The following is a 24,232-nucleotide window of genomic DNA, read 5'->3' on the forward strand; positions in this document are numbered from 1 at the left end:
GATTTTTTTGCGTCCCCGTAGCCTTCCGGAGCCTGATTATGCAGGCTTCGTGCCGGCTTTTTCTGTGACCCTCATCACATTTGTATTTCCTGCGAATCCGGGTAGCTTTTCAACGACTTGCAGGGGGTGGCGCGCGGCTGGGAGCGCGCCGGCCGGCCCCCCGGCCAATTCCCGCGACCAGGTTATTTCATGAGCTTTCAATATTTTGCCGGCGCCGCCTGCCGGGCGCTGACGGCGCGGAAGGACGGCCCCTCGCTTTACGACGTCTGCGATCCCGTACTGTCTGTTGCGGCCAGCGGCGATCCGCATCTGCCTAAGTTCTACAAGACCGCGCTCGGCAATCCCGCATTGCGGGTGCTGCTCCGCCGGGCCGGGCTGCCCGAGCTGCGCGACGAAGGCAAACTGGCCCGGCTGCGCCAGGCCCTAGTGCGCGCCCGCGACGAGGCCGAGCCCAATTGGGCGGCGGTCGGCCAGCCCGTCGCCGATCTCGTCGACAGCATCGCGCTGGATCATCCCAAGCCGCCGCCGGCCATGTTCACCGGCGCCATGCCGCAACAATCGCAGATCGACGGCGTGATCCGCGACTGCGCGCAGCATCTGCTGGGCTCGTACCGCAAAAATGGCTTTCTGCCGACCTACGCCGCGTTCAACCTGATCGGCGATCCCGATTTCCGCGGCCGAGAGCTGACCATGGCGCTCACGGGTCTCAACGCGCGCGGCTACAAGAACTCCTCGCTGCTGTTCAACCTCGCCCGTGTCTTCATCGCGCGATCTCCGGCGCGCGCAGTCGTCAATCCGCCCTGGCGAGGGGTTGCCGAACCGATGTGGGAGCCGGTGCAGATCCGCCACCGCTCGGCCTATTACGACGCGTTCTTCATCGAGGCGCTGTTGAGCTACGTTGAGACCGGTCTCGCCTCGCTCTCCGACAAGATGGCGGCGGAGCGCGCGGTTGCCGATATGGTCGATTTCTGCGTCAACATCAGCCGCGAAGAGGTCGAGGGCATCGACGGGGCGCGGTTCAACGTCATCACCGCGCTCGCGCCGGCACCGCATCCGCGCTTCTCACGCTACTTCGCCCAGATCAAGCAGGACCTCGGCTTCGGCGTCTACGTGCCGGATTGCGACACCACGGCGTGCTCGATCTCCGCGGCGACGCAGGCCGGCTGCACCGATCCGATCCTCGACCAGCCGCTGCTGGATTTCTATGCCGGCTATCAGGTGCGCGCCGGCGTCAACGAGCCGCGCGTGACCGTGCCGATCAACGACAATATCGATTACGAGGGCGGGGTTGCGACCTGGATCGACAATCTCAAGGGCGAGCGGCCCTATGGCAATGATCTCGATCCGACGCTCAATCTCGACATTCTCGAGGTCAGCTTTCGCAACCTCGCGCGCTGGAAAGTATTGGAGACGCCGGCGCGGCTCGCCACCGTGCATCGCATCCTCGGCTTCCAGAAGCGGCTGGCGGCGAGCGGCGCCTTCGCCAATCCGCGCTCGCATATCTACTATTTGCCTGAGCTTTACAGCGCCTATTTCGGTCGCTGCTATGCTGCCTTCCTGGCGCTGCCGCTGGCGGCGCAGGCGATCATCGATCCCGACGGCGATTTCGATTTCATCCGCCACCGCGTGCTCTCCTACGTCAAGGGCGAGTTGATGGCCGCCGAAATGAACGTGTTCGACGCAGCGCTCGCCCTGATCGCGCTCGGCCATCTCGGCGCCGACCCGCGCGCCTTTGCGCCGGCGCTGAACGTGATCGTCGCGAGCGTCGGCGAAGGCGGCCGCCGCGGCCCGTTCCGCGCCTATGAGTGGAACAAGATGAAGACGCCGACGCGGATCCTGGTGGGCGGTCCGGAGGTCACGTCGGCGTTCGTGCTGATGGCGCTGGCGGTGGCCGAGCGGGCGATGGCGCGGGGATGAGGTCGCGCAGGGTGGGTTAGCGAAGCGTAACCCACCACTTCTGCCGCCGTGGAGACGAAAGAGGTGGGTTACGCCTTCGGCTAACCCACCCCTACTAAACTTCGCCCGATGACAGGAAGTTGAAAGCCCAATTGCCAGGCATATGCTGGCCGAGCGGACAAAAGCCGACCACAATTGCGAGGTCTATCGCAGTTTTCATCACACGCGGGCCGGCATGTTGCGAAAACCCCTGATTGCGCTGTCATTGCTTGGCTTCTCCTTGTCCGGCTTGCCATCGCCGGCGCGGGCCGCCGACATCACCGGCACAGCGAAGGTCCGCGCCGGCGACGCGGTGGTGATCGGCAACACGCGGATCAGGCTCGGCGGCATCGACGCCCCCGCGGTCGACCAGCTCTGCCTCAACAACAAGGGCGAGCGCTGGACCTGCGGCATCGCGGCCCGCGACGAGCTCGCCAAATACGCCGACGGCAAGACCTGGGTCTGCCATGCGCGGTCGATCGACCGGCGCGGCCGCACCGTGGCGCGCTGCGACGTCGGCGGCGAGGATATCCAGAAATGGCTGGTGCGCGCAGGCTGGGCGCTGGCCTACACCCGCGTCTCGCGCGACTACGAAGCCGATGATGCCGCCGCGCGGGAGGCAAAAGCCGGCATGTGGCAAGGCGCCTTCATCGCGCCCTGGGACTGGCGCGAGCGCAACAAGAAGACCACCATCCTCGGCGCCACCAAGCCGCCCGATGGCGCACATGCGATCCTGCTCGCTTCGGCTTCGGGCCCGGTCGCGCCCTCGCCGGACTGCACCATCAAGGGCAACGTCAACAGCGCCGGCGAGTGCATCTATCACCGGCCGACCAGCCGCTGGTATGCGCAGATCAAGATGAAGATCAGCAAGGGCACGCGCTGGTTCTGCTCGGTGGAGGAAGCCGAGGATGCGGGCTGCCGCGAGACTAAGAGATAACCCACGTCAGACCTGCGTTTTCCGGCCTTTTCTTGCACCGCGGCGCCGCGTAAAAGTGTGAATCAGCGACCCACCATCCTATTCTCAGGCAACAAGGACCAACAGCAATGACCGTTCGCGCGGGCCGGGAATTTCTGGCCATCCCCGGGCCCACCAATATGCCCGACGAGGTGCTGCGGGCGATGCATCGTCCGGCGATCGACATCTACTCCAAACAGATGACCGATCTGACCGAGAGCCTGCTCAGTGACATCTCGAAACTGTTTGCCACCAAGGGCAAGTCCTACATCTACATCGCCAACGGTCACGGCGCCTGGGAAGCAGCATTGAGCAACGTGCTGTCGCGCGGCGACAAGGTGCTGGTGCTCGAAAGCGGACGGTTCGCGATCGGCTGGGGCCATGCCGCGGCGCTGATGGGTGCCGAGGTCGAGGTGCTCAAGGGCGACTGGCGCCGCGCAGTGCGGCCGCACGAGGTCGAGGAGCGCCTGCGCCGCGACAAGGAGCACACCATCAAGGCCGTCGTCGTCGTCCAGGTCGACACCGCCTCAGGCGTGCAGAACGACATCGAGGCGATCGGCAAGGCGATCAAGGCCAGCGGCCATCCGGCGCTGTACATGGTCGACACTGTGGCCTCGCTCGGCTGCATGCCGTTCGAGATGGACAAATGGGGCATCGACGTCGCGATGTCGGGCTCGCAAAAGGGCCTGATGACGCCGCCCGGCCTCGGCTTCGTCGCGGCCAACGCGCGCGCGCGCGAGGTGCAGAAGACCGCCAACATGAGCACGCCCTATTGGAGCTGGAGCGAGCGCGAGGGCAGCGAGCACTATCGCAAATATGCCGGCACCGCGCCGGTGCATCTGCTGTTCGCGCTGCGCCAGGCCATTGACCTGCTGCACGAGGAAGGACTGGAGAACGCCTTCCGACGTCACAGCCTGCTCGGCGAGGCCGCACGCCGCGCGGTCGGCGCGTGGTCGGAAGGCCAGGTGCTCGGCTTCAACGTCGCCGAAGCCAGCGAACGCTCCAACACCGTGACCACGGTGACCATGAGCAACGGCCACGATCCGGCAATCCTGCAACGCTATTGCAAGGAGAAGTGCGGCGTCGTGCTCGGCACCGGCATCGGCGATCTCTCGGGACAAGCCTTCCGCATCGCCCATATGGGCCACGTCAACGCCCCGATGCTGCTCGGCACGTTGGGCGTGATCGAGATCGGGCTGAACGCGCTGAAGATCCCGCACGGCAAAGGCGGGCTCGAAGCGGCGGTTGCCTATCTCGGCGAAGAGGTGGCGGTGTAAGCCTCTTTTTTCCTTCTCCCCTTGTGGGAGAAGGTGGCGCGAAGCGCCGGATGAGGGGTTGTCTCCGCAATCGCAACTGCCGGACTCGCGGATAGATACCCCTCACCCGTCTCGCCGCTAACGCGGCGAGCCACCCTCTCCCACAAGGGGAGAGGGGAAGTCAGCGCGGGAACCGATACGCCGCGACCTGCGCCTTCAACGCGTCCAGCGAGGCAAGTGGCGCCGTCGGATCGACCCGATACTCCCCACGCGCCAGCCACGACAGCACCTTCGCATCGATCACCGGCGAATGGTGGATGACGTCGCCGTAATTGTCGAGGTCGTGCGTCACGTCCTTGATCGCCCGGAAATCGTACAGATGCACATTGGGAAGCTGCGTCAGGCGCTGCGCAATGACGGCCGTGAGGTCCGTGACGATTTTCAGCGTCGCAGGCGAAGCGTCGCGCATCGCGACGAATTGCAGGATCGAATAGGGCGGGAAGTAGATGTCGAAGGTCACGTCCGGATGGCGCGCGATCAGGCCGACGGCGTCACGCTCGAAATGCCGGACCATCGCGTCGTAACGATAGCCTTCGCCGAGAAAACGGCTGCGCACGGGATCGGTGATATAGGCGAAAGCCGCGAGCGTCCTTTTCGCATTATAGGCGCGCGCGACGTCGATATCGCGCGGCAACGCATAAATGTCGTCGACGTCTTCAAGCGCAAACTTGACGGGCAGAAAAGGCGCCGCCCGGGTCAGCGGCTCCCGCAGCGGCGGAACCGACCGCAGCAATGCGAACAGGGATTCCTTCGCCATCGCCGCACTGAACAGATAGGACGCGATCCCCTTTGCCGTCCCGCGATAGAGATCGGCAGCGAGATAAGGATCGGTCTCGATGTCGGCAGCATCGACAAAGATAAAGTCGTCCATCGCCCAGATCACGCGCTTCGCGCCGCGGTCGATGGCCTGCTCGAGCACAAAGCCCTGCTGACACGAATTGGAGCCGGTCATCGCCAGCTTGAGCGAGTGCACGCCGAGGGCATGGTCGATGTCGCTCTGGCGGAAATGGATCGCGAGCGAGGTGCCCATGAACGCGGTATCGAACGACTGGCTGCGGATCAGCCCGGCATTCTGCACGCGCGTGTCATCGGAATAGAACGGCGCGACGAGACGCGAAGGCCGAAACAGTTGCAGGGGATCGATGACATAGGTGAGCGCAGCCGCGCCCAGCACGCACGCGATGCTCGCGAGGAGAAGACGCCCTGGATTTGTGAACGCGCCGCGCATCAGAACCGGAAATAGATGAATTCGCTGTGGCTCTGGATACCCAAAATCCCGAACGCAAGCACCAGCGACGCACCATAGAGGACCAGCGGCCGCATCCGTCCGGACATCAGGCCGTCGCCGACCCTGCGATTGGCGTGGTCGTACCCCATGAGTCCTTGCGTGTTCGGCGCCAGCCACACCAGCGCGGCATCGATCGTGACCATCACCGACGCCGCAATCTCCTCGCGGCCGAACACGATGTTGGAGGGATCGGCCATCGCATTCACAATCCGCATTGCCCAATCGACCCGTTCGGCACGGAAGAAGACCCAGGCGACAACGACGGCGAGGAATGTCAGCACGGCTCCGGCGACACGCGTCGGGTGCGCGAGCCACTTCGGAACATTCGGCACCAGCGCGTTGAAAGCGTGATTGATACAGAGATAGGCGCCATGCAGGGCGCCCCAAATGACAAAAGTCCAGGCCGCGCCATGCCAGAGCCCGCCGAGCAGCATCGTGAGCAGCAAGTTGATGTAGCGCAGCACGCGCCCGCGCCTGTTGCCCCCGAGCGGGATGTAGAGATAGTCGCGCAGGAAGTGCGACAGCGTCATGTGCCAGCGGCGCCAGAACTCGACGATGCTGGTGGCCTTGTAGGGCGAGTTGAAATTGACCGGCAGGAAGATGCCGAACATCAGCGATATCCCGATCGCCATGTCGGAATAGCCGGAAAAGTCGAAATAGAGCTGGAACGTGTAGGCGAGTGCACCGAGCCAGGCCTGATCAAAACTCGGCGCGCGCGCATCGAAGGCGAGCGCGACCAGCGGCTGGATGCCGTCGGCAAGGCAGGTCTTCTTGAACAGGCCGATTGCGAAGATGATGAGGCCGCACAGGATCAGATGCGCATGCGGATGCTTGGTTTCCTCCCGCTCGAATTGCGGGATCATGTCCTTGTGGTGAAGGATTGGCCCCGCGATCAGATGCGGAAAGTAGGTCACGAACAGCGCATAGTGTGGCAGCGCGTAGGCCGCGACCTGCCCGCGCCAGGCGTCAACCAGGAACGCGATCTGGGTGAACGTGTAGAAGGAGATGCCGACCGGCAGCAGGATGTGGACCGCAAAGTGCGTGCCGGCCAGCGCGTTGACGTTCTCGGTGACGAAGCCGGCATATTTGAAGATGCCAAGTACGAGAAGATCGCCGGCGACGCCGAGGGCCAGTGCCACCTTTCGTTGCGACGAAGTAAGCTTGGCCACGATGAGGAGGTGGCCTATGCCGTAGTTGAAGGCGATCGATAGCAGCAACAGGGCCACGAACTGCCAGTTGCCAATGGCATAGAAGGTGAGCGAGGCCGCCGCCAGCCAGATCACCGGGGCCAGATTGCTGCGCCGCCCGAGCCAGAAATAGCCAGCCAGCGCGGCCGGCAGGAACAGCAGGATGAACGGGTAGGAATTGAACAACATCAGGCTGGACCGGCGGCAGGACTAAAGACCCGGCCCCTAAAGCATACAAGCGGCCCGTCAACAACCCGGCGACGACGCCCGCAGCGACGCTGGCAATTCACGGAAGCGGGACGATATAAGGTGAAACACGCATCTGAATGAGGATCGAGTGACACAAGCCAAAACACCTTCCCTGCCTCCCCTCGCGCCGCGCCGGCCGCATTCCTTCACGCGACACGGGATCACCGTGACGGATGAATATGCCTGGTTGAAGGACGAGAAATGGCAGGAGGTGCTGCGCGACCCCGCGGTGCTCGATCCCGACATCCGCAAATATCTCGACGCAGAAAATGGCTACACCGAGAGCCTGCTCGGCCATACCGCGGCGCTCCAGAAAACGCTGGTGCGCGAGATGCGGGGGCGGATCAAGGAGGACGATTCCAGCGTGCCGTCGCCGGATGGTCCTTTCGCCTATTTCCGCAAATTCCGCGAGGGCGGTCAGCACGAGCTGTTCGGCCGTATGCCGCGCGACGGCGGCGAGGGCCACATCGTGCTCGACGGCGATGCGCTCGCCAAGGACCATGAATACTTCAAGTTCGGCGGCAGCCGGCACTCGAACGACCACAGGTTGCAGGCCTGGAGCGCCGACACCAAGGGCTCGGAGTATTTCTCCATCCGCGTGCGCGACTGGGCGACCGGCAAGGACCTCGACGACGTCGTCGAGGAGACCGACGGCGGCGTGGTCTGGAGCAAGGATGCGACGTCGTTCTTCTACGTGAAGCTCGACGACAACCACCGCCCGATGCAGGTGTGGCGGCATAAGCTCGGCACTGGGCAAGCCGACGACACGCTGGTCTACGAGGAGCAGGATTCCGGCTGGTTCACCCATCTGCAAGAGAGCACCAGTGGCCGCTTCTGCGTGATCGCGGGCGGCGACCACGAGACCTCCGAGCAGCGGCTGATCGACCTCGCCCACCCCGACGCACCGCCGCGCCTGGTCGCGGCACGCAAGGAAGGCGTGCAATATTCGCTGGCCGACCGTGGCGACGAACTCTTCATCCTAACCAACGCCGACCATGCCATCGACTTCAAGATCGTCACCGCGCCGCTCGCCTCACCCGAGCGCAAGAACTGGCGCGATCTGATCCCGTATCGCCCGGGCATCTACATCATCGACCTCGATCTCTATGCCGGCCACATGGTGCGGCTGGAGCGCGCCAACGCGCTGCCGTCCATCGTGATCCGCGACCTCGCCTCGAACGAGGAGCACGCGATCGCGTTCGACGAAGCGGCCTATTCGCTGGATACGATGGGCTCCTACGAATTCGAGACGACCAATTTGCGCTTCGCCTATTCGTCGATGACGACGCCGTCGGAAGTCTACGATTACGACATGGTCAAGCGCACGCGCACCCTTCGCAAGCGGCAGGAGATCCCGTCCGGCCACAATGCGAGCGACTACGTCACCACCCGCATCATGGCGAAAGCGCATGACGGCGCCGAGGTGCCGGTCTCGATCCTCCATCGCCGCGGACTCACGCTCGACGGCGCGGCGCCGCTGCTGCTCTACGGCTACGGCTCCTACGGCATGGCGATGCCGGCTTCGTTCAGCGCCAACCGCCTGTCGCTGGTCGACCGTGGCTTCGTCTATGCCATCGCCCATATCCGCGGCGGCGCCGACAAGGGCTGGGGCTGGTACCTCGACGGCAAGCGCGAGAAGAAGACCAATTCGTTCGACGATTTTGCCGCCAGCGCACGCGCGCTGATCGATGCGAAGTACACCAGTGCAAAGCGCATTGTCGGCCACGGCGGTTCGGCCGGCGGCATGCTGATGGGCGCGGTGGCGAACCGCGCCGGCGAATTGTTCGCCGGCGTCGTCGCCGAAGTGCCGTTCGTCGACGTGCTCAACACGATGCTCGACGACACGCTGCCGCTGACGCCGCCGGAATGGCCGGAATGGGGCAACCCGATCGAGAGCGAGAAGGATTTCCGCACCATCCTGTCCTATTCGCCCTACGACAATGTCGCGGCGAAAGACTATCCCGCGATCCTGGCGATGGGCGGGTTGACCGATCCGCGCGTCACCTATTGGGAGCCCGCCAAATGGATCGCGCGCCTGCGCGCGACCATGAGCGGCGGCGGCCCGGTCCTGCTCCGCACCAACATGGGCGCCGGCCACGGCGGCGCATCGGGACGCTTCAACCGGCTCGATGAAGTCGCGATCGTCTATGCGTTCGCGCTGTGGGCGGCGGGGATGGCGGAGGCGTGACTTCGTAGCCCGGATGGAGCGCAGCGAAATCCGGGATTAGTGCAGACGACATCACAGCCCCGGATTGCGCTGCGCTCCATCCGGGCTACGGCCTCGAGAGAGGCGAAGCCTCACACGGCCCCATGCGCCTCCACATACAGCGCATACACCGAGTGGCTGCTTGCCATATACAGGCGATTGTTCTTCGGCCCGCCGAAGCAGAGATTGGCGCAGCGTTCGGGCAGCTTGATGAAGGCGAGCGGCTTGCCCTCTGCGTTGAACACCATCACGCCGTCGAGATCCTCCGACTTGGCCTTGAGCTGATAAACCTTGCGGCCGGCGATGTCGGTCGGCTCGGATTGCAGCGCACCGTTGGAGCCCCAGCCGCACCAGAGATTGCCGTCGCGGTCGACGCGAAAACCGTCGAGCGAGGCCTGGTCAGCCGCGTCGATCAGCTTGGTCTTGCCGCTGAGCGAACCGTCGTCACCGACACTATAGCTCCAGATGCTGCGGTTGGGCGTACCTTTCCACTCGACCACGTAGAGCTTCTTCTCGTCAGGCGAAAAGGCGAGGCCGTTCGGATTGACGAGGTCGGTCAGCATAGCGCTGAGCTTGCCGTCCTTAGCGATGCGGTAGACGTTGGTGGTGGCTTGCTCGGCCTTTTCCTTCTTGCCCTCCCACTCGCCGTTGATGCCGAACAGCGGGTCGGTGAACCAGATGCTGTCGTCGGACTTCACCACGATGTCGTTCGGCGCGTTCAGCCGCTTGCCCTCGAACTTCTCGGCCAGCACGGTGATCTTGCCGTCCTTCTCGGTGCGGGTGATGCGGCGGGTCACCGAGTGCTCGCAGCTGACGAGGCGACCCTGGCGGTCGCGCGCGTTGCCGTTGGCGTAGTTCGCGTTGGCGCGGAACACGCTGGTCTGCCCGGTCTTCTCGTCGAACTTCATGATCCGGTTGTTGGGAATGTCCGAGAACAGCAGATAGCCGCCTTCGGGAAAATAGGCGGGGCCTTCCGCCCAGCGCATGCCGGTTGCGACCTGCTCGAGCGTCGAGGAATAGAGCCGGTACTTTCCAAAACTGGGATCGAGGATTTGAACGGCGGGATCGGGGTAGCGCTGGTTCGGCGCGAACGGAAACGACTGGGCACCGGCGGCGTGGGCGAGGAGCGCGGAGGTGGCCGCAGCGCCGGCGCCGGCCAAGAGGTTGCGTCGCGTGAAATTCATGGAGTCCTCCCTGGGTGATTTAAGGCCGGCGCTTGCTGCGGCCGGCCTGTTTCTTGATATGCTTGGTGTCGGCGCGCGGCCTTTACCTTCCGTTCGCCTTCCGCCATGCGGCGAAGTCGGTCAGCGTCTGTGGGTCCGTTGCCGGATAGAGACCGAAAATGCCGCGGCCCTTGTTGACTTCCTCGGTGACGAAGTCCTCGAACGCGGTCATCTCGAAGGTCTCGTTGGCGATCTCCTCAGCGAGATGCGCAGGGATCACGATCACGCCGTCCCTGTCGCCGAGAATGACGTCGCCGGGAAACACCGGCGCATCCCCGCAGCCGATCGGCACGTTGATCTCGATGGCGTGATGCAGCGTCAGATTGGTCGGCGCGCTTGGGCGGTGGTGGTAGGCGGGGATACCGAGCTTGGCGATCTCGGCCGAGTCGCGAAAACCGCCATCGGTGACGACCCCGGCGACGCCGCGCTTCATCAAGCGCGTGACCAGGATTGCACCGGCGGACGCGGCGCGCGCGTCCTTGCGGCTGTCCATCACCAGCACGTGGCCCGCCGGGCAATCCTCGACTGCCTTGCGCTGCGGATGGGAGCGGTCCTTGAAAACCTCGATGGTGTTGAGATCCTCGCGCGCCGGCATATAACGCAGCGTGAAGGCTTCACCGACCATGGTCGGCTGGTCGGCACTGAGCGGGTGCACATCCTGGATCATCTGGATGCGCAGGCCCCGCTTGAACAACGCGGTTGCGACGGTGGCGGTGGAGACGGATTTGAGCTTGTTGCGGGTGGCCTCGGCAAGTTTGGTCATGTCACGCTCTCTAGTAAATCGAGGGCTCGCCGATCGGCGCGCCGAAATCGGTCTCGAGGAAGTCGAAGTCGCAGCCGTCATTGGCCTGCTTGATGTGCTTGGTGAACATCCAGCCATAGCCGCGCTCGAAGCGGCGCTCGGGCTGCTTCCAGGCGGCGCGACGCTTGTCGAGCTCGGCTTCCGACACGTCGAGATTGATGGTGCGGGTGGCGACGTCGAGCGTGATGCGGTCGCCGTTCCGCACCAGCGCGAGCGGTCCGCCGACATAGGATTCGGGGGCGACGTGCAGAATGCAGGCGCCGTAGCTGGTGCCGCTCATGCGCGCATCCGAGATTCGCACCATGTCGCGCACGCCCTGCTTCACGAGTTTTGTCGGGATCGGCAGCATGCCCCATTCCGGCATGCCCGGCCCGCCCTGCGGCCCGGCGTTGCGAAGGATGAGGATGTGGTCTTCGGTGACGTCGAGATCGGGATCGTCGACCGCCTTCTTCATCGAAGGGTAGTCGTCGAACACCAGCGCCGGCCCGGTGTGCTTGAGGAAGCGCGGCGCGCAGGCCGACGGCTTGATGACGCAGCCGTCGGGTGCGAGATTGCCCTTGAGCACCGCGAGGGCGCCTTCCTTGTAGATGGGATTGTCGATCGAGCGGATCACATCGTCATTGTGGACCTCGGCATGCGCGATATTCTCGCCCAGCGTCAGGCCGGTGACGGTGATGCAGTCGAGATGCAGATGCGGCTTGATCTGCCCCATCAGCGCCGGCAGGCCGCCGGCATAGAAGAAGTCCTCCATCAGATAGGCATCGCCGCTCGGCCGCACATTGGCGATGACGGGCACCTTGCGGCTCGCAATCTCGAAATCGTCGAGGCCGATGTCGAGACCGGCGCGGCGGGCCTGCGCGATCAGATGGATGATGGCGTTGGTCGAACAGCCCATCGCCATCGCCACTGCAATCGCGTTCTCGAACGCCTTGCGGGTCTGGATTGTCTTCGGCGTCAGATCTTCCCAGACCATCTCGACGATACGGCGCCCGCATTCCGAGGCCATGCGGATATGGTTGGCATCAGCGGCGGGAATCGAGGACGCGCCCGGCAGCGTCATGCCGATCGCCTCTGCAATCGCGGTCATGGTGGAAGCCGTGCCCATGGTCATGCAGGTGCCGTAGCTGCGCGCAATGCCGGCCTCGATGTCGAGCCAGTCCTTGTCGGAGATTTTTCCGGCGCGCCGCTCGTCCCAGTATTTCCAGCCGTCCGAGCCCGAGCCGAGCGTCTTGCCCTTCCAATTGCCGCGCAGCATCGGACCTGCCGGCAGATAGATCGCCGGGATGTTCATCGAGGTCGCACCCAGCAGCAGCGCCGGCGTGGTCTTGTCGCAGCCGCCCATCAGCACCACGCCGTCGACGGGATGGCTGCGCAACAGCTCCTCGGCGTCCATCGCCAGCAGATTGCGATAGAGCATGGTGGTCGGCTTGAGCAGCGATTCCGACAGCGACAGTGCCGGCAGCTCCAGCGGCAGGCCGCCGGCCATCAGGATGCCGCGCTTGACGTCGTCAACGCGCGACTTGAAGTGCATGTGGCAGGGCTGCGCGTCCGACCAGGTGTTGAGGATCGCGATGATCGGGCGGTCCTTCCACTCCTCCGGCGCGTAGCCCATCTGCATGGTGCGGGAGCGATGGCCGAACGAGCGGAGATCGTCGGGTGCGAACCAGCGCGCGCTGCGGAGCTGGTCGGGCGTTAGTTTCTTCTTGGTCATGATTGGGTGCCCCATTTCTGCACGGTGTTCCGCTCGATGGCGCGGAAGATCAGGTTTTCGACAAAAAGCCCGATGATGATCACCGTCAAGAGGCCGGCGAAGACCGCAGGTATGTCGAGCAGGTTGCGGTTTTCGAAGATGAACCAGCCGAGCCCGCCCTGCCCCGACGACACGCCGAACACCAGCTCGGCCGCGATCAGCGTGCGCCAGGCAAAGGCCCAGCCGATCTTGAGGCCGGTCAGGATCGAGCCGAACGCGGCGGGGATGAGGATTTTCGCCACGTACGGCAATCCCCGAAGGCCGTAATTGCGGCCGACCATGCGCAGCGTGTTGGACACGCTCTTGAAGCCCGAATGGGTGTTGAGCGCGACCGGCCACAGCACCGAATGGATCAGCACAAACACCAGACTGCCGTTGCCGAGACCGAACCAGATCAAAGCGAGCGGCAACAGCGCGATCGCCGGCAGCGGATTGAACATCGCCGTGACCGTCTCAAGGAAATCGGTGCCGATGCGGGTGGAGATCGCGAGCACGGTGAAGATCGCGGCGAGCGCGATGCCGGCTGAATAGCCCATGAACAGCACTTTTAGCGAAGCCCAGGCCCGCATGGGAATCGTGCCGTCCTTGACGCGATCGTAGAGCGTGAGGATCGTGTCGTGCAGCGTCGGAAACAGCAGGGGATTGTCGAGGGCGAGGCCGTAGGCCTCCCAGACCGCCGCGAGGAACAGGATGATGACGGTCTTGCGGACAAAGCCGTCGTTCCACAACAGCTCGGGCACGCTCAGCTTGCGCTCGACCTCGGCTGCGCTGCCGACGACCGGCGCGTCACGCAGCATTATTCTCGCTTCGCCCATGAGAGGCTCCCTCAATGCGCCGTTGCTTCGGAGGCGAACAGGAGATCGTGAATCTCCTTCTCCAGCCGGCCGGCACTGCCATCGTCATTGGAGACCTTGTCGACGTCGACCACCTCGGCCTTGACGCGGCCGGGATGCGGCGACAACAGCAGGATGCGGTTGCCGATGCGGATCGCTTCCGCGATCGAGTGGGTCACGAACAGCACGGTGAATTTGGTCTCGCTCCAGAGCTGGAGCAGCTCGTCCTGGCAGGTTCGCCGCGTCAGCGCGTCGAGCGCGGCGAACGGCTCGTCCATCAGTAGGATGTCGGGCTCCATTGCCATGCCGCGCGCGATCGCGACGCGCTGCTTCATGCCGCCGGAGAGCGTGTGCGGATAAGCGTCGACCACGCGGGTGAGGCCCACTTTCTCGATATAGGCCCGCGCCCGCGCATCGGCATCCTTGCGCGACAATTTTCGCGCGGTCAGCAGCGGAAACATCACGTTGGCCAGCACGCTTTTCCAAGGCAGCAGCTGGTCGAACTCTTGGAAGATCATCATGCGATCGGCGCCGGGACCGCGAATCTCGCGGTCGTTGATGGTCATGCGGCCTTCGCTCGGCGCCATGTAGCCGCCGACGGCCTTGAGCAGGGTCGACTTGCCGCAGCCGGACGGCCCGAGCAGCACGAAGCGGTCGGACCTGTCGACTGTGAAGCTGACCCGTTCGGTCGCCGTGACGACGGCGCTGGAGGTCTTGTAGCGCAGCGTCACGGAGCTGACGTCGAGCAGCGCCATCAGTTGCCCTTCAGATCGTGGGCGACGGGCAGATAATAATCAGTCCAGGCCTTGGGCTGAGTCTTCAGCGTGCCGGTCTTGAACAGATGGGCGGCGAATTTCATCGTGCCCTGCGGTTCGAGATTCCACTCCATCATGCCGGGCTCCTGGAGGAGATCGAGCAGCTCTTCCACCGAGGTCTTGTCGCCGGTGATCTCCTTGTAGATCTCGACCGCCTGTCTGGTGTCGCTGCGGATCAGATCCTGAGCTTCCTTGGTCGCATCGCGCACGGCCTGGATGATTTTCGGGTTGGCATCAGCGAACTTCGTGGTGGTGAAGAACTGCGCCTGGCTGAGCGGGCCGCCCATCACGTCAGGCGACGACAGCACGACATGCGCGCCCGGCACGTTCTTCAGCTCGAGGAAGGTGAACGGCGGAATCGAAAAATGGGTGTGCACCTCGTGCTTGGCGTTGGACAGCGCCGCATAGGCGTCGGGATGACCGAGCTGCACCGTGTTGACGTCCAGCTTCGACCATTGGTCGGGACCAAAGGCTTCGGCGGCGGCGATCTGGAGCACGATGGCCTGGGTCGAGACTTTTACGGTCGGCACGGCGATCTTGTCGTTGGGGCCGAAATCCTTGATCGACTTGATGTTGGCGTCGCGGCTGATCAGCGTCATCGGCTGCGCCGAGGTCGCGACGATGCCCTTGACGCCGCCGCGGGTGCGGTCCCACAGCAGCAGCAGATTGCCGGTGCCGGTGTTGAGGATGTCGACCCCGCCCGCGAGCAGCGCATCGGTCTGCGCACCGCCGCCGGAGAAGGTGACCCATTTGGTGGTGACGCCGACCACCCCGAGCTGAGCGGCGTGCTTCTCGATCAGCTTCTGCTTTTCCATGATGTGGCTCGGCATGTAGAAAATGCCGGGCTGGCGAGACAGCGAGATCTCGGACTTCTGCTGCGCCTTTGCTGGCGAAGCCGTCAGCGCCGCTGCGGCGATCAGGGCGACGGCCGTGAGGCCACACTGAAATTGCTTGATCATTGTTGTTCGTTTCCTCCGGCCGCCATTGACGAGCGATCTTGCTAATGCACTAATGCATTAGTGTATCAAAGGCAAGCTGGCCGGAGCGCTTCGCATGGAACCAGCCGAACCCGCGCCCCGCGTAGCCCCCCGCCCCGGCGCGCGGCTCGACCGGGCCCGGCAGGCCGCACCGCAAGTATTCGAGCGGCTGCGCAATGCCATTCTCGCGCTCGAATTGCCGCCGGGCTCGCCGCTGTCGCGCACGGATCTCGCCGCACAATTCGGCGTCAGCTCGACGCCGATCCGCGACGCCTTGATGCGGCTCGAGGAAGAAGGGCTGGTCGACGTGTTTCCGCAGCACGCCACCGTCGTCAGCCGCGTCGACGTCGGTCGGGCCGAGCAGGCCCATTTCCTGCGCCAGGCGCTGGAGCTCGAAATCGTCCGGCTGCTCGCGCAGCAGCACGGCGAAGCCCTGGTCATACGCCTCGACCACACGATCGCGCTCCAGCAGCAATTCGCCAAGGCCGGAGACTTCGAGAGCTTCATCGCTGGCGACAATGATTTTCACGCGCAGCTTTATGCCGCGGCCGGCAAGCAGGAACTCTGGACGCTGGTGCGCAGCCGTAGCGGACATATCGACCGGCTGCGCCGGATGCATCTGCCCTCACCCGGCAAGGCCCAGAACATCGTCCGCCACCACAAGCTGATCACGCGCGCGATCGAGGCCGGCGACGCCGATGCTGCGCAACAGCATCTGCGCAAGCACCTGTCGGGCACGTTGAGCGAGCTCGACACGATCCGAAGCCACTATCCGGAATATTTGACCGACTAGGCATATGGCGCGCGGTTGTCGCGAGCGCTTGTGCACGTCACCGTGCATAAATTGACGCAACCGAGTTCGCCTTTTGCGAGCAATCTTGGGATCGATGGCGAAGTGCTTGCAGGCCAGATGCAATCCGCGCAACAATTTCAGAGTTGATGGTTTGATTTGCGGTCGCTGGGACACCCCATCCGGCCCGGGAGGATACCAGACGTGGCCAACATCCTGATCGTGGATGACGATCCGGCCGTGCAGATGACGATTCGGCTGCTCCTGGAGAGGGCCGGTCATCAAATCACCGTCGCCGGAGACGGCCGCAAGGGACTTGCGCTGTTCGAGGCCGGCCAGTTCGACCTTCTCTTTCTCGACATCTTCATGCCCGGCATGGACGGCCTGGAGACCATGCGCCACATCCGGGCGCTGCAGCCGGCGATTCCGATCGTCGTCATTTCCGGCCGTTCGTTCACGCCGGACGCCCATGCGGAGCCGGACTTCCTCAAGATGGCGACCAAGCTCGGCGCGGTGGCGAGCTTGCAGAAGCCGTTCCGGGCCGACGCGCTGCTCGCCGCGGTCGCTGGCTGCCTGGACGCGGCGCGGACGGCATCGGTGAGGAATCCGGATGTCAGCACCGGCCGCCGATGACAAGAACCTTCATTCTGTTCCAACCGAGCGCGGGCACGGCCATTCAGGAAGCGGTGCAGATTTCCCCATGACACTCGCTACGCGGCTCGCCATCGCGATGATCCTGCTGGTGGCGGTCACCGTGGCCGCAGTCGGCTGGCTCGGCTATCGCAATATCACCCAGGCCGTCATTCCGCGGGTCCTGGAACGGATTGAAGCCCAGTCGAGCCTGCTGGCCACCCATCTTGAATCCTACGTTGCCGGCGCGCGCGGCGATCTGCTCGGTTATCGCTCCGCCGCGGCCATCAACGGCCTGATCCGTGCCCACATCGGTGGAGGCCTCGACGATGTCGACGGCGTTTCCGAGCAAACCTGGCGCGAGCGCATCGCAGCCCGGCTCGCAGCCGAGATCGACGCGAAACCGAGCTACGGGCAATTTCGAATCATCGGCCTTGACGACGACCAGCGCGAGTTGGTCCGCGTCGATCGCGCCGGCCCGAACGGAACAGCACGGATCGTCCCCGACGGCGAACTGGAACGCAAGAGCGACCGAACCTACTTCCAGGAGACGATTCGATTGGCGCCGGGCGACATCTATGTTTCGCCCGTCGATCTCGCCACGCGGCAGGGAGGAACCACGGACCCTCACATTCCGACGTTGCGCGTCGCGACTCCGCTGTTCACGCCTGATAGCAAGCCGTTCGGCATCGTCATCGCCAATATCGACATGCGTCCTGCGCTCGACCGCGTCCGCTCGACCACGAGCGCAGGAGGAGAAATCTATGTCGTGAATTCGCGTGGCGACTATCTTGTCCACCCTGATCGTGCGCGGGAATTCGGTGCATTGCTTGGCAACGCCAACGATTGGCGCCGGGACTTTCCTTTCTTTGCAGCCCGGGCCGGCCTGCCGCAAGGATCCACGCAGCTTACGAGCGACCAAGCGGGCCGGCCGAGTGGAGCGGCGCTCGCACCGGCACTGCTGGCCGGCAAGGAGTGGTTGGCAGTCATCGAGACGGCCCCACCATCCGTGTTCAGTAGCGTTCCGGCGGCCATTCAAAAAGCCTCCTCACTGGTCGGCCTGCTTGCTGTCCTTGCCGCAGCTTTGCTTGCGGTACTGCTGGCGCGCTCATTGACGCGGCCGATCGGGCGTCTGACCGCGGCGGTGGAAGCGATCGGCAGCGGACGGCGCGCCGAGATTCCCGTCGATGCGAGCGGAGAGACAGGCGTGCTGGCGCGGGCATTCGCGCAAATGGTCGAAGAAACGAGAGCGAAGACGACCGCGCTTGAACGCGAGATCGAGGAGCATCGCCGCACCGAGGCCGCGCGAAGCCATCATGAAGCGCGCGAGCGCTTGTTCAGCGCCGCCGTCGAATCCTCCGACGAAGCGATCGTGATGCAATCGCTCGACGCCATCATCACCGGCTGGAATGCCGCCGCCGAGCGCCTCTACGGCTATTCGGCGAATGAGGCGATCGGGAAATCCACCTCGATCATCGTCCCACCCGACCGACGCGAGCAAGGCAAGGACTATTTGCGGCGGATCGCCGGAGGTGAACCGATGGAACGGTTCGAGACGGTGCGCCTGCGCAAGGATGGCACGCCGGTCGAAATCTCACTCAGCCTGTCGCCGATCAGGGGCCCATCGGGCGAGATCGTGGGCGCCTCCGGCACCGCGCGCAGCCTGACCGAGGCGCGACGGGCCGAGCGGGCGCTGCAGCAGCAGCTCGAGGAACGGCGACAGATCTTCGAGACCTCCCAGGATCTGATCATGGTGATGGACGCGCGCGGCCACATCGCGCAGATCAGTCCGAGCAGCGAGGCCATTCTCGGCTACCGGCCGGAGGAGATGATCGGCCGCAGCGGCGCCGATTTCATTCATTCCGGCCATCTCGACCAGTCGCGCGACGAGATGCGCGCGCTCAGGCGCGGCGAGCGGCTGAAGCTCGCGGACACCCGCTGCTTCCACAAGGACGGTCGTGAGGTCTGGCTGTCCTGGCTCGGCAGCTGGTCCGACCACGCCCAGCGCTACTTCTTTGTCGGGCGCGACATGACAGAAGCGAGGCTTGCACAGGAGTCCTTGCGGGAGAGCGAACAGCTTGCGCGCAACATCGTCGAGACCTCGCTCGATGCTTTCACCCAGACGGACCACACCGGGGCCATCCTGAGTTGGAACTCGCAGGCCGAGAAGCTCTTCGGATGGACCCGTGAGGAGGCGATCGGCAAGAATGCGATTGAGCTTTTCGTCGCCCCCAGTGAGCGCGAAAGCGTCAGGGCCAGACTGAAGCTCTTTCTCGAATCCGAGCAACAATCGCTGGCTAAACCACGGCGCGAACTTTTGGTGCGGCGACGCGACGGTAAGGAGTTCAGGGCCGAGCTCAGCGTCACGGCGCTCCAGCGACGCGAAGGCGTTCTCTTCAATTCGTTCTACCGCGACCTGACCGACAAGATCGCGGCCGACGAGCGCATCCGCCAGGCCGAGAAAATGGAGGCGGTCGGCCAGCTCACCGGCGGCGTCGCGCACGACTTCAACAACATTCTCACCGTCATCACCGGAACGATCGAGATCCTGGCCGACGCGGTGGCCAACGAGCCGGAGCTCGCGGCGATCACGAAGATGATCGACGAGGCCGCCGGGCGTGGCGCCGAGCTGACGCAGCACCTGCTGGCGTTTGCGCGCAAGCAGCCGCTCCAGCCGCGCGAGATCGACGTCAACGCGCTGATCATCGACACGGCGAAATTATTGCGGCCGACGCTGGGCGAGCAGATCCATATCGAATCGGTGTTCGAGGACGAGAACTGCGTCGCGATCGTCGATCCCAGCCAGCTCACCACCGCGATCCTCAACCTCGCGCTCAATGCCCGCGATGCCATGCCGGGCGGCGGCAAGCTGATCGTGGAGACGGGCGCGGCCTATCTCGACGAGGTCTATGCCAGCGTCAACGACGTCCCGCCGGGACACTACGTGCTGATCGCCGTGAGCGACACCGGCAGCGGAATTCCCGCCAACATGCTGGCCAGGGTGTTCGACCCCTTCTTCACCTCGAAGGGACCGGGCAAGGGCACCGGACTCGGGCTTTCGATGGTCTACGGCTTCATCAAGCAGTCGGCGGGCCATATCAAGATCTACAGCGAGGAAGGCCACGGCACCACGATCAAGATGTACCTGCCGCCCGGCAAGACGCCGACGGCGGTCGGCGAGGGCGTGACGCCGGCGACCATCGAGGGCGGACACGAGACGATCCTTGTGGTCGAGGACGACCGGCTGGTGCGCGACTACGTGCTGGCACAGCTGCATTCGCTCGGCTACGTCACCTTGCAGGCTGCGAACGCCGCGGAGGCGCTCGCAATCGTCGCCGCCGGAAAACCGTTCGACCTCCTGTTCACCGACGTCATCATGCCCGGCAAGATGAACGGAAGGCAGCTCGCCGACGAACTGCAGAGAACGCGTCCCGATCTCCGGGTGCTCTACACGTCCGGCTATACCGAGAACGCGATCATCCATCACGGCCGGCTGGATTCGGGCGTTCTGCTGCTAGCGAAGCCCTATCGCAAATCGGATCTGGCGCGGGCCATCCGCAAGGCGTTGAACAGTTGATGGCGCGTCGGGTGAGAGCCCGCAGCCCGGGTGAGCGAAGCGATACCCGGGAACACCACGAGCCAGGTCCCGGAAGTCGCTTCGCTCATCCGGGCTACGAAATGTCGCCCACGGAATTTACGACGCGCGCTGCGCCGCGGTCATCACGATCCGGATCAGATCGGCGGCATTGCGCGCACCGAGCTTCTTCATGATGTTGGCGCGATGGTCCTCGATGGTGCGCGGGCTGATGCCGAGCGTGCGGCCGGCCTCCTTGTTGGAAGCGCCGGCGGCGAACTGCTCAAGCACCTCGCGCTCCCTGCGCGTCAACGGCTCGCGCCCGGGGAAATGCAGCGAGCCGAACTTCGGCGCTGCGTTCTCCGACTGCCTGCGGGCATAGGCGTCGATCGCCTCGTCGAGCCGGCCGACGATCTCGCTGCCGCGGAACGGCTTCTCGATGAAGTCGAGCGCGCCGCTCTTGATGGCCCCGACCGCCATCGCGATATCGCCCTGTCCGGAGATCATGAAGATCGGTGCCGGATAGTCCTCGCCGTGCAGCTCATTGAGAATATCGAGCCCGGACTTGCCGGGAATGTGCACGTCGAGCAGGACCGCTGCAGGTGTGCGGCTTCGCGCGACGGAGAGCAATGCTGCGCCGTCCGCAAAACAGATCACCTCATAGCCCGCCGCCTTCAACACCATCGACAAGGTGTCGCGAACGGCAGCGTCGTCGTCGACCACGAAGATTTCACCGCGAGAGCTTTGTTCGGCCATGTGCCACACATCCGGTTGGCATGAAGGACTCGCGTCCGCCCCAACCGTTATGGCGTTCGGCGCGGATTCGGCCCACCGTATTTGTACGGGACATGAACTTGACGCACAAGTAGCGGCGAGGCGCCTAATTGCAGAGGACGGAGAATATCCATGCTAATTTTGGCCGCTACCGCCTTTCGTGGCAATGCCCGAAGTCGAGAGCCGTGAGCTGATTGCGGCCGACCTTCGCGTGCTGATCTCGCAGATCGAGAGCAGCATGCGCCGGACCGCCACAGCCATGGCTCAAGAACACGGGAGCGATCCGGAAAGTTCCGCCGACGTCTTCGTGCTCGACGATGTCACACCCCGGTATGCCAGGGCGATCGCCGCGCTCGACGCCTGCCGGGCGGGCCTTGGCCACGCCCTGGAATGCCTGTCGGAGGCCAGCGGTACGCTGTAGATCGCGATCGCTGCGACGCGGCGACCGCATTCTTTCATCGCATGGCCGGCCGCGGATCAGGCGCGGTGCCGCTCCACGATCGCGTCGGTGGCGACACCGCCCCAGGTGTGGATCGCCGGCAGGCCCATCGCGGTCTTGCCGAGATTGGCGAGGCTGATGCGCAACGCGGCCAGATCCAGCGGCTTGGGCAGGCTCTGGAGCTCGATCCCGACGGAACGGGCGAAGCTGCGGGCGGCGCTGCGGCGCTTGCCGTCCATGCCGCTGACGACGATCACGGCGCCGCCAAATTTCGCCTTGGCCATCTCGCCCAGCACGTCCATGCCGTCGCCATCCTCTAGCACGAGATCGAGTGTCACGCAGTCGAAGCGCGCGGTGCGGAGTTTCTCGATCGCTTCGGCCACGGACGGCGCCACGGTGACCTCGTGGCCGGCCTGCTTGGCCGCGATCGTGATCAGGCTGCGCTGTGTGCCGTCGTCATCGACCACCAGAAGCTGAAGCGCGCGCCGCTCGGCGGCGTCGGGCAGGTTTGACGGGAGAGAGGAGAAAGAGCTTCTGGGCATTGCCGTATCCTGAGATTGAGACCGGCAATGGATACACCGTTCGCGCTTAGGCGACGTAAAGCCGCGACGGCAAATTCAGTCGGATGTTTCAGCAAATGCGAACCAACGTCGCGGAAAACGGCGACGCGACGCACGTGAAGATCACGCCGCCTCGTCACGGCCACCGACGGCCCGCTTCTTCCGGTTCTTGCCCCGCAGGAATTGAATGTCCATTTCGACGCCGTTGACGCGCACCAATTCGCAGCGGCGGTAGGCAAGGCCGGTGGACGACAGCAGCAGGAAGAACTCTTTGAGGTTCAGGCCCTGAATCGAGCCTTCCACCGTCAGGATGGCGTCGGTGTCGGAGATCGCGTTGAGCTTGCAGTCGCGGCGCCAAGTGCCGTCGATGGCCATGATGCAGACATCATAGCCGCGACTGAACGTCACGCGTTCCGCGCCTTTGCCATCCTCGGCCATGCCTATCGTCCCGCCATGACCGCTAGGCGCGGCGCTGCGCCGGCAAGAACCGGCTTGGCGGCCGCCGCGCGCGGGTCGTTCGGCTTGTAGAGACCGCGCTTCTCCGGAATCGGCCTGAACGTGTCGGTCAGTCCGACCACCGTTTCGGCCGCGCCCAGCACCAGGAAGCCGTCTCCCTCGATCTGGCGAGCCAGCCGGTTGAAGATGTTGATCTTGGTGTCCTGATCGAAATAGATCAGCACGTTGCGGCAGAAGATGACGTCGAAGGTGCCGAGCTGAGCGAAATCGTGCAGCAGATTGAGCTGCCGGTGCTGGATCATCGCCCGCAGCTCGGGATTGATCTGCCAGGTCTCGCCGATCTGCTTGAAATATTTCATCAGCATCTGGATCGGCAGTCCGCGCTGCACTTCGAACTGGCTGTAGATGCCGGCCTTGGCCTTCTCGAGCACCTCCTGCGACAGGTCGGTCGCGATGATCTCGACGCGCCAGCCAGTTAGGGCCGCACCCATCTCCTTTAGGCTCATCGCGAGCGAATAGGGCTCCTGCCCCGTGGAGCCGGCGGCGCACCAGATGCGGACGCTGCGGCGGCCGGCGCGGGCCTTGATGATCTCCGGCATGATGGTGTCGCGGAAATGATCGAACGGGACCTTGTCGCGAAAGAAGAAGGTCTCGTTGGTGGTCATCGCCTCGACCACGCTGGTGACGAGCGCGCCCGAGCCAGCGCCTTGCAGCTTCTGCACGAGCTCGCCGATGCCGGAGATCCCGGCCTTGCGCGCCAGCGGCAACAGCCGGCTTTCAATCAGATATTGCTTGTCTGCGGACAGATCGAGCCCGGAATGATCCCTCAGGAACTTACGCAGATAATCATACTCGGTCGGGGTCACGGATAGGCCTCTCGGAAGCTGTACTGGGAACACTCTGGCTGGAACACTCCGCCAGACACTCAGACCATGGCTTGTCCGACCGGAATCAAGCCGACTTCTGCGAATTTGTCGGCGATGATGTCTTTATCGAAGGGCTTCATGATGTACTCGTTGGCGCCGCCGCTGAGCGCCTGAGCGATATGAGCCACGTTATTCTCGGTGGTGCAGAATACAACCTTGGGCTGGTCGCCGCCCGGCAGGCGGCGCATGTGGCCCATGAACTCGAAGCCGTCCATCACCGGCATGTTCCAGTCCAGCAGCACCGCGTCGGGCAGCTTGCGCTGACAGACCTCGAGCGCCTTGGAGCCGTCCTCGGCCTCCGTGACTTCGAATTGCAGGCCTTCCAGGATCCGGCGTGCGATCTTGCGCACGACGCTGGAATCATCGACCACCAAGCACGTCTTCATTTGGGTTCTCCGGCTTCGATGTTTTTGGGGCTCACGCAGCCATTTGCACTTCGGTTTTGAGTTCGAGGACGCGATCGACGTCGAGGACGACCATGAGCTGGCCGTCGAGACGGTGGACACCGCCGGCGAGCTTGGCCATGCGGGGGTCGAGATTGACGGGG

The 24,232-nt window shown here is 64.2% G+C and carries 21 protein-coding genes and 1 pseudogene; 8 read left to right on the forward strand and 14 right to left on the reverse strand.

What is annotated here, in order from left to right; all coding sequences use genetic code 11:
- Positions 1-189: 189 nt before the first annotated feature.
- The 3 genes from IVB36_RS19165 (at position 190) to IVB36_RS19175 (ending at position 4,167) form a co-directional block, all read left to right on the forward strand.
- Entirely contained in the window at positions 190-1,917 is a 1,728-nt protein-coding gene (locus IVB36_RS19165) for a hypothetical protein (protein ID WP_247298153.1), read from the forward strand.
- Positions 1,918-2,131: 214 nt separating this feature from the next.
- Positions 2,132-2,872: a thermonuclease family protein gene (locus IVB36_RS19170; RefSeq protein WP_026233211.1), complete on the forward strand. Its 741-nt coding sequence runs from the start codon at positions 2,132-2,134 to the stop codon at positions 2,870-2,872.
- 107 nt (positions 2,873-2,979) lie between these two features.
- A complete protein-coding gene (locus IVB36_RS19175; protein ID WP_018456620.1) occupies positions 2,980-4,167 on the forward strand; it encodes an aminotransferase class V-fold PLP-dependent enzyme in 1,188 nt (395 codons plus the stop codon).
- Between the two features lie 160 nt (positions 4,168-4,327).
- Here the strand turns inward: IVB36_RS19175 and IVB36_RS19180 are convergent, their stop codons facing one another.
- Together IVB36_RS19180 and IVB36_RS19185 are read right to left on the reverse strand one after the other, a co-directional pair.
- A complete protein-coding gene (locus tag IVB36_RS19180) occupies positions 4,328-5,434 on the reverse strand; it encodes a hypothetical protein (protein WP_018456621.1) in 1,107 nt (368 codons plus the stop codon).
- Complete coding sequence (locus IVB36_RS19185) at positions 5,434-6,870, reverse strand: MBOAT family O-acyltransferase (RefSeq protein ID WP_247392734.1); 1,437 nt, start codon at positions 6,868-6,870, stop codon at positions 5,434-5,436. Before IVB36_RS19185 ends, IVB36_RS19180 begins: the two co-directional genes overlap by 1 nt.
- 148 nt (positions 6,871-7,018) lie before the next feature.
- Between IVB36_RS19185 and IVB36_RS19190 the strand changes: the two genes are divergently transcribed.
- Positions 7,019-9,118, forward strand: a complete 2,100-nt coding sequence (locus IVB36_RS19190) for a S9 family peptidase (RefSeq protein WP_026233212.1) — start codon at positions 7,019-7,021, stop codon at positions 9,116-9,118.
- Positions 9,119-9,228: 110 nt separating this feature from the next.
- On the opposite strand, the gene IVB36_RS19195 is transcribed toward IVB36_RS19190, so the two are convergent.
- The 6 genes from IVB36_RS19195 to IVB36_RS19220 form a co-directional block, all read right to left on the reverse strand.
- The gene (locus tag IVB36_RS19195) at positions 9,229-10,320 is read right to left on the reverse strand and encodes an SMP-30/gluconolactonase/LRE family protein (protein WP_018456624.1); all 1,092 of its coding nucleotides are present in this window, start codon (positions 10,318-10,320) and stop codon (positions 9,229-9,231) included.
- An 82-nt stretch (positions 10,321-10,402) separates the two neighbouring features.
- Complete coding sequence (locus IVB36_RS19200) at positions 10,403-11,122, reverse strand: ribonuclease activity regulator RraA (RefSeq protein WP_018456625.1); 720 nt, start codon at positions 11,120-11,122, stop codon at positions 10,403-10,405.
- A 10-nt stretch (positions 11,123-11,132) separates the two neighbouring features.
- The gene (araD, locus tag IVB36_RS19205) at positions 11,133-12,872 is read right to left on the reverse strand and encodes an L-arabinonate dehydratase (RefSeq protein ID WP_018456626.1); all 1,740 of its coding nucleotides are present in this window, start codon (positions 12,870-12,872) and stop codon (positions 11,133-11,135) included.
- The gene (locus IVB36_RS19210; protein WP_085348860.1) at positions 12,869-13,726 is read right to left on the reverse strand and encodes an ABC transporter permease; all 858 of its coding nucleotides are present in this window, start codon (positions 13,724-13,726) and stop codon (positions 12,869-12,871) included. The genes araD and IVB36_RS19210 overlap by 4 nt, the downstream gene beginning before the upstream one ends.
- An 11-nt stretch (positions 13,727-13,737) precedes the next feature.
- Positions 13,738-14,499, reverse strand: coding sequence for an ABC transporter ATP-binding protein (locus tag IVB36_RS19215; RefSeq protein WP_018456628.1), 762 nt, complete (start codon positions 14,497-14,499; stop codon positions 13,738-13,740).
- Positions 14,499-15,518: an ABC transporter substrate-binding protein gene (locus IVB36_RS19220; RefSeq protein ID WP_247392735.1), complete on the reverse strand. Its 1,020-nt coding sequence runs from the start codon at positions 15,516-15,518 to the stop codon at positions 14,499-14,501. Before IVB36_RS19220 ends, IVB36_RS19215 begins: the two co-directional genes overlap by 1 nt.
- A 94-nt stretch (positions 15,519-15,612) precedes the next feature.
- Here IVB36_RS19220 and IVB36_RS19225 point away from each other — a divergent pair, with 94 nt between their 5' ends.
- The 3 genes from IVB36_RS19225 to IVB36_RS19235 all read left to right on the forward strand — a co-directional run bounded on the left by IVB36_RS19225 (position 15,613) and on the right by IVB36_RS19235 (position 20,533).
- Entirely contained in the window at positions 15,613-16,329 is a 717-nt protein-coding gene (locus tag IVB36_RS19225) for a GntR family transcriptional regulator (RefSeq protein ID WP_018456630.1), read from the forward strand.
- 201 nt (positions 16,330-16,530) lie between these two features.
- Positions 16,531-16,959, forward strand: a complete 429-nt coding sequence (locus IVB36_RS19230) for a response regulator (protein ID WP_018456631.1) — start codon at positions 16,531-16,533, stop codon at positions 16,957-16,959.
- A complete protein-coding gene (locus tag IVB36_RS19235; protein ID WP_247392736.1) occupies positions 16,937-20,533 on the forward strand; it encodes a PAS domain S-box protein in 3,597 nt (1,198 codons plus the stop codon). The genes IVB36_RS19230 and IVB36_RS19235 overlap by 23 nt, the downstream gene beginning before the upstream one ends.
- A 117-nt stretch (positions 20,534-20,650) precedes the next feature.
- Here IVB36_RS19235 and IVB36_RS19240 read toward each other — a convergent pair whose 3' ends face one another.
- Positions 20,651-21,286, reverse strand: coding sequence for a response regulator (locus IVB36_RS19240; RefSeq protein WP_018456633.1), 636 nt, complete (start codon positions 21,284-21,286; stop codon positions 20,651-20,653).
- A 184-nt stretch (positions 21,287-21,470) separates the two neighbouring features.
- Between IVB36_RS19240 and IVB36_RS19245 the strand changes: the two genes are divergently transcribed.
- Entirely contained in the window at positions 21,471-21,725 is a 255-nt protein-coding gene (locus tag IVB36_RS19245) for a hypothetical protein (RefSeq protein WP_018456634.1), read from the forward strand.
- Between the two features lie 56 nt (positions 21,726-21,781).
- On the opposite strand, the gene IVB36_RS19250 is transcribed toward IVB36_RS19245, so the two are convergent.
- From IVB36_RS19250 to IVB36_RS19270, 5 genes and pseudogenes are all read right to left on the reverse strand, one after another.
- Complete coding sequence (locus IVB36_RS19250; protein WP_018456635.1) at positions 21,782-22,285, reverse strand: response regulator; 504 nt, start codon at positions 22,283-22,285, stop codon at positions 21,782-21,784.
- 141 nt (positions 22,286-22,426) lie between these two features.
- Positions 22,427-22,741 carry a hypothetical protein gene (locus tag IVB36_RS19255; protein ID WP_018456636.1) on the reverse strand — a complete coding sequence of 105 codons (315 nt, stop codon included), beginning with the start codon at positions 22,739-22,741 and terminating at the stop codon, positions 22,427-22,429.
- A 2-nt stretch (positions 22,742-22,743) separates the two neighbouring features.
- Positions 22,744-23,625, reverse strand: coding sequence for a protein-glutamate O-methyltransferase CheR (locus IVB36_RS19260; protein WP_018456637.1), 882 nt, complete (start codon positions 23,623-23,625; stop codon positions 22,744-22,746).
- 59 nt (positions 23,626-23,684) lie between these two features.
- On the reverse strand, positions 23,685-24,071 hold the full coding sequence (locus tag IVB36_RS19265) for a response regulator (RefSeq protein WP_018456638.1): 387 nt from the start codon (positions 24,069-24,071) through the stop codon (positions 23,685-23,687).
- A 31-nt stretch (positions 24,072-24,102) separates the two neighbouring features.
- A pseudogene (locus IVB36_RS19270) lies at positions 24,103-24,232 on the reverse strand (chemotaxis protein CheW); the annotation flags it as partial.

This window comes from Bradyrhizobium sp. 35, from assembly GCF_023073215.1.
GTDB classification, from domain to species: domain Bacteria; phylum Pseudomonadota; class Alphaproteobacteria; order Rhizobiales; family Xanthobacteraceae; genus Bradyrhizobium; species Bradyrhizobium canariense_D.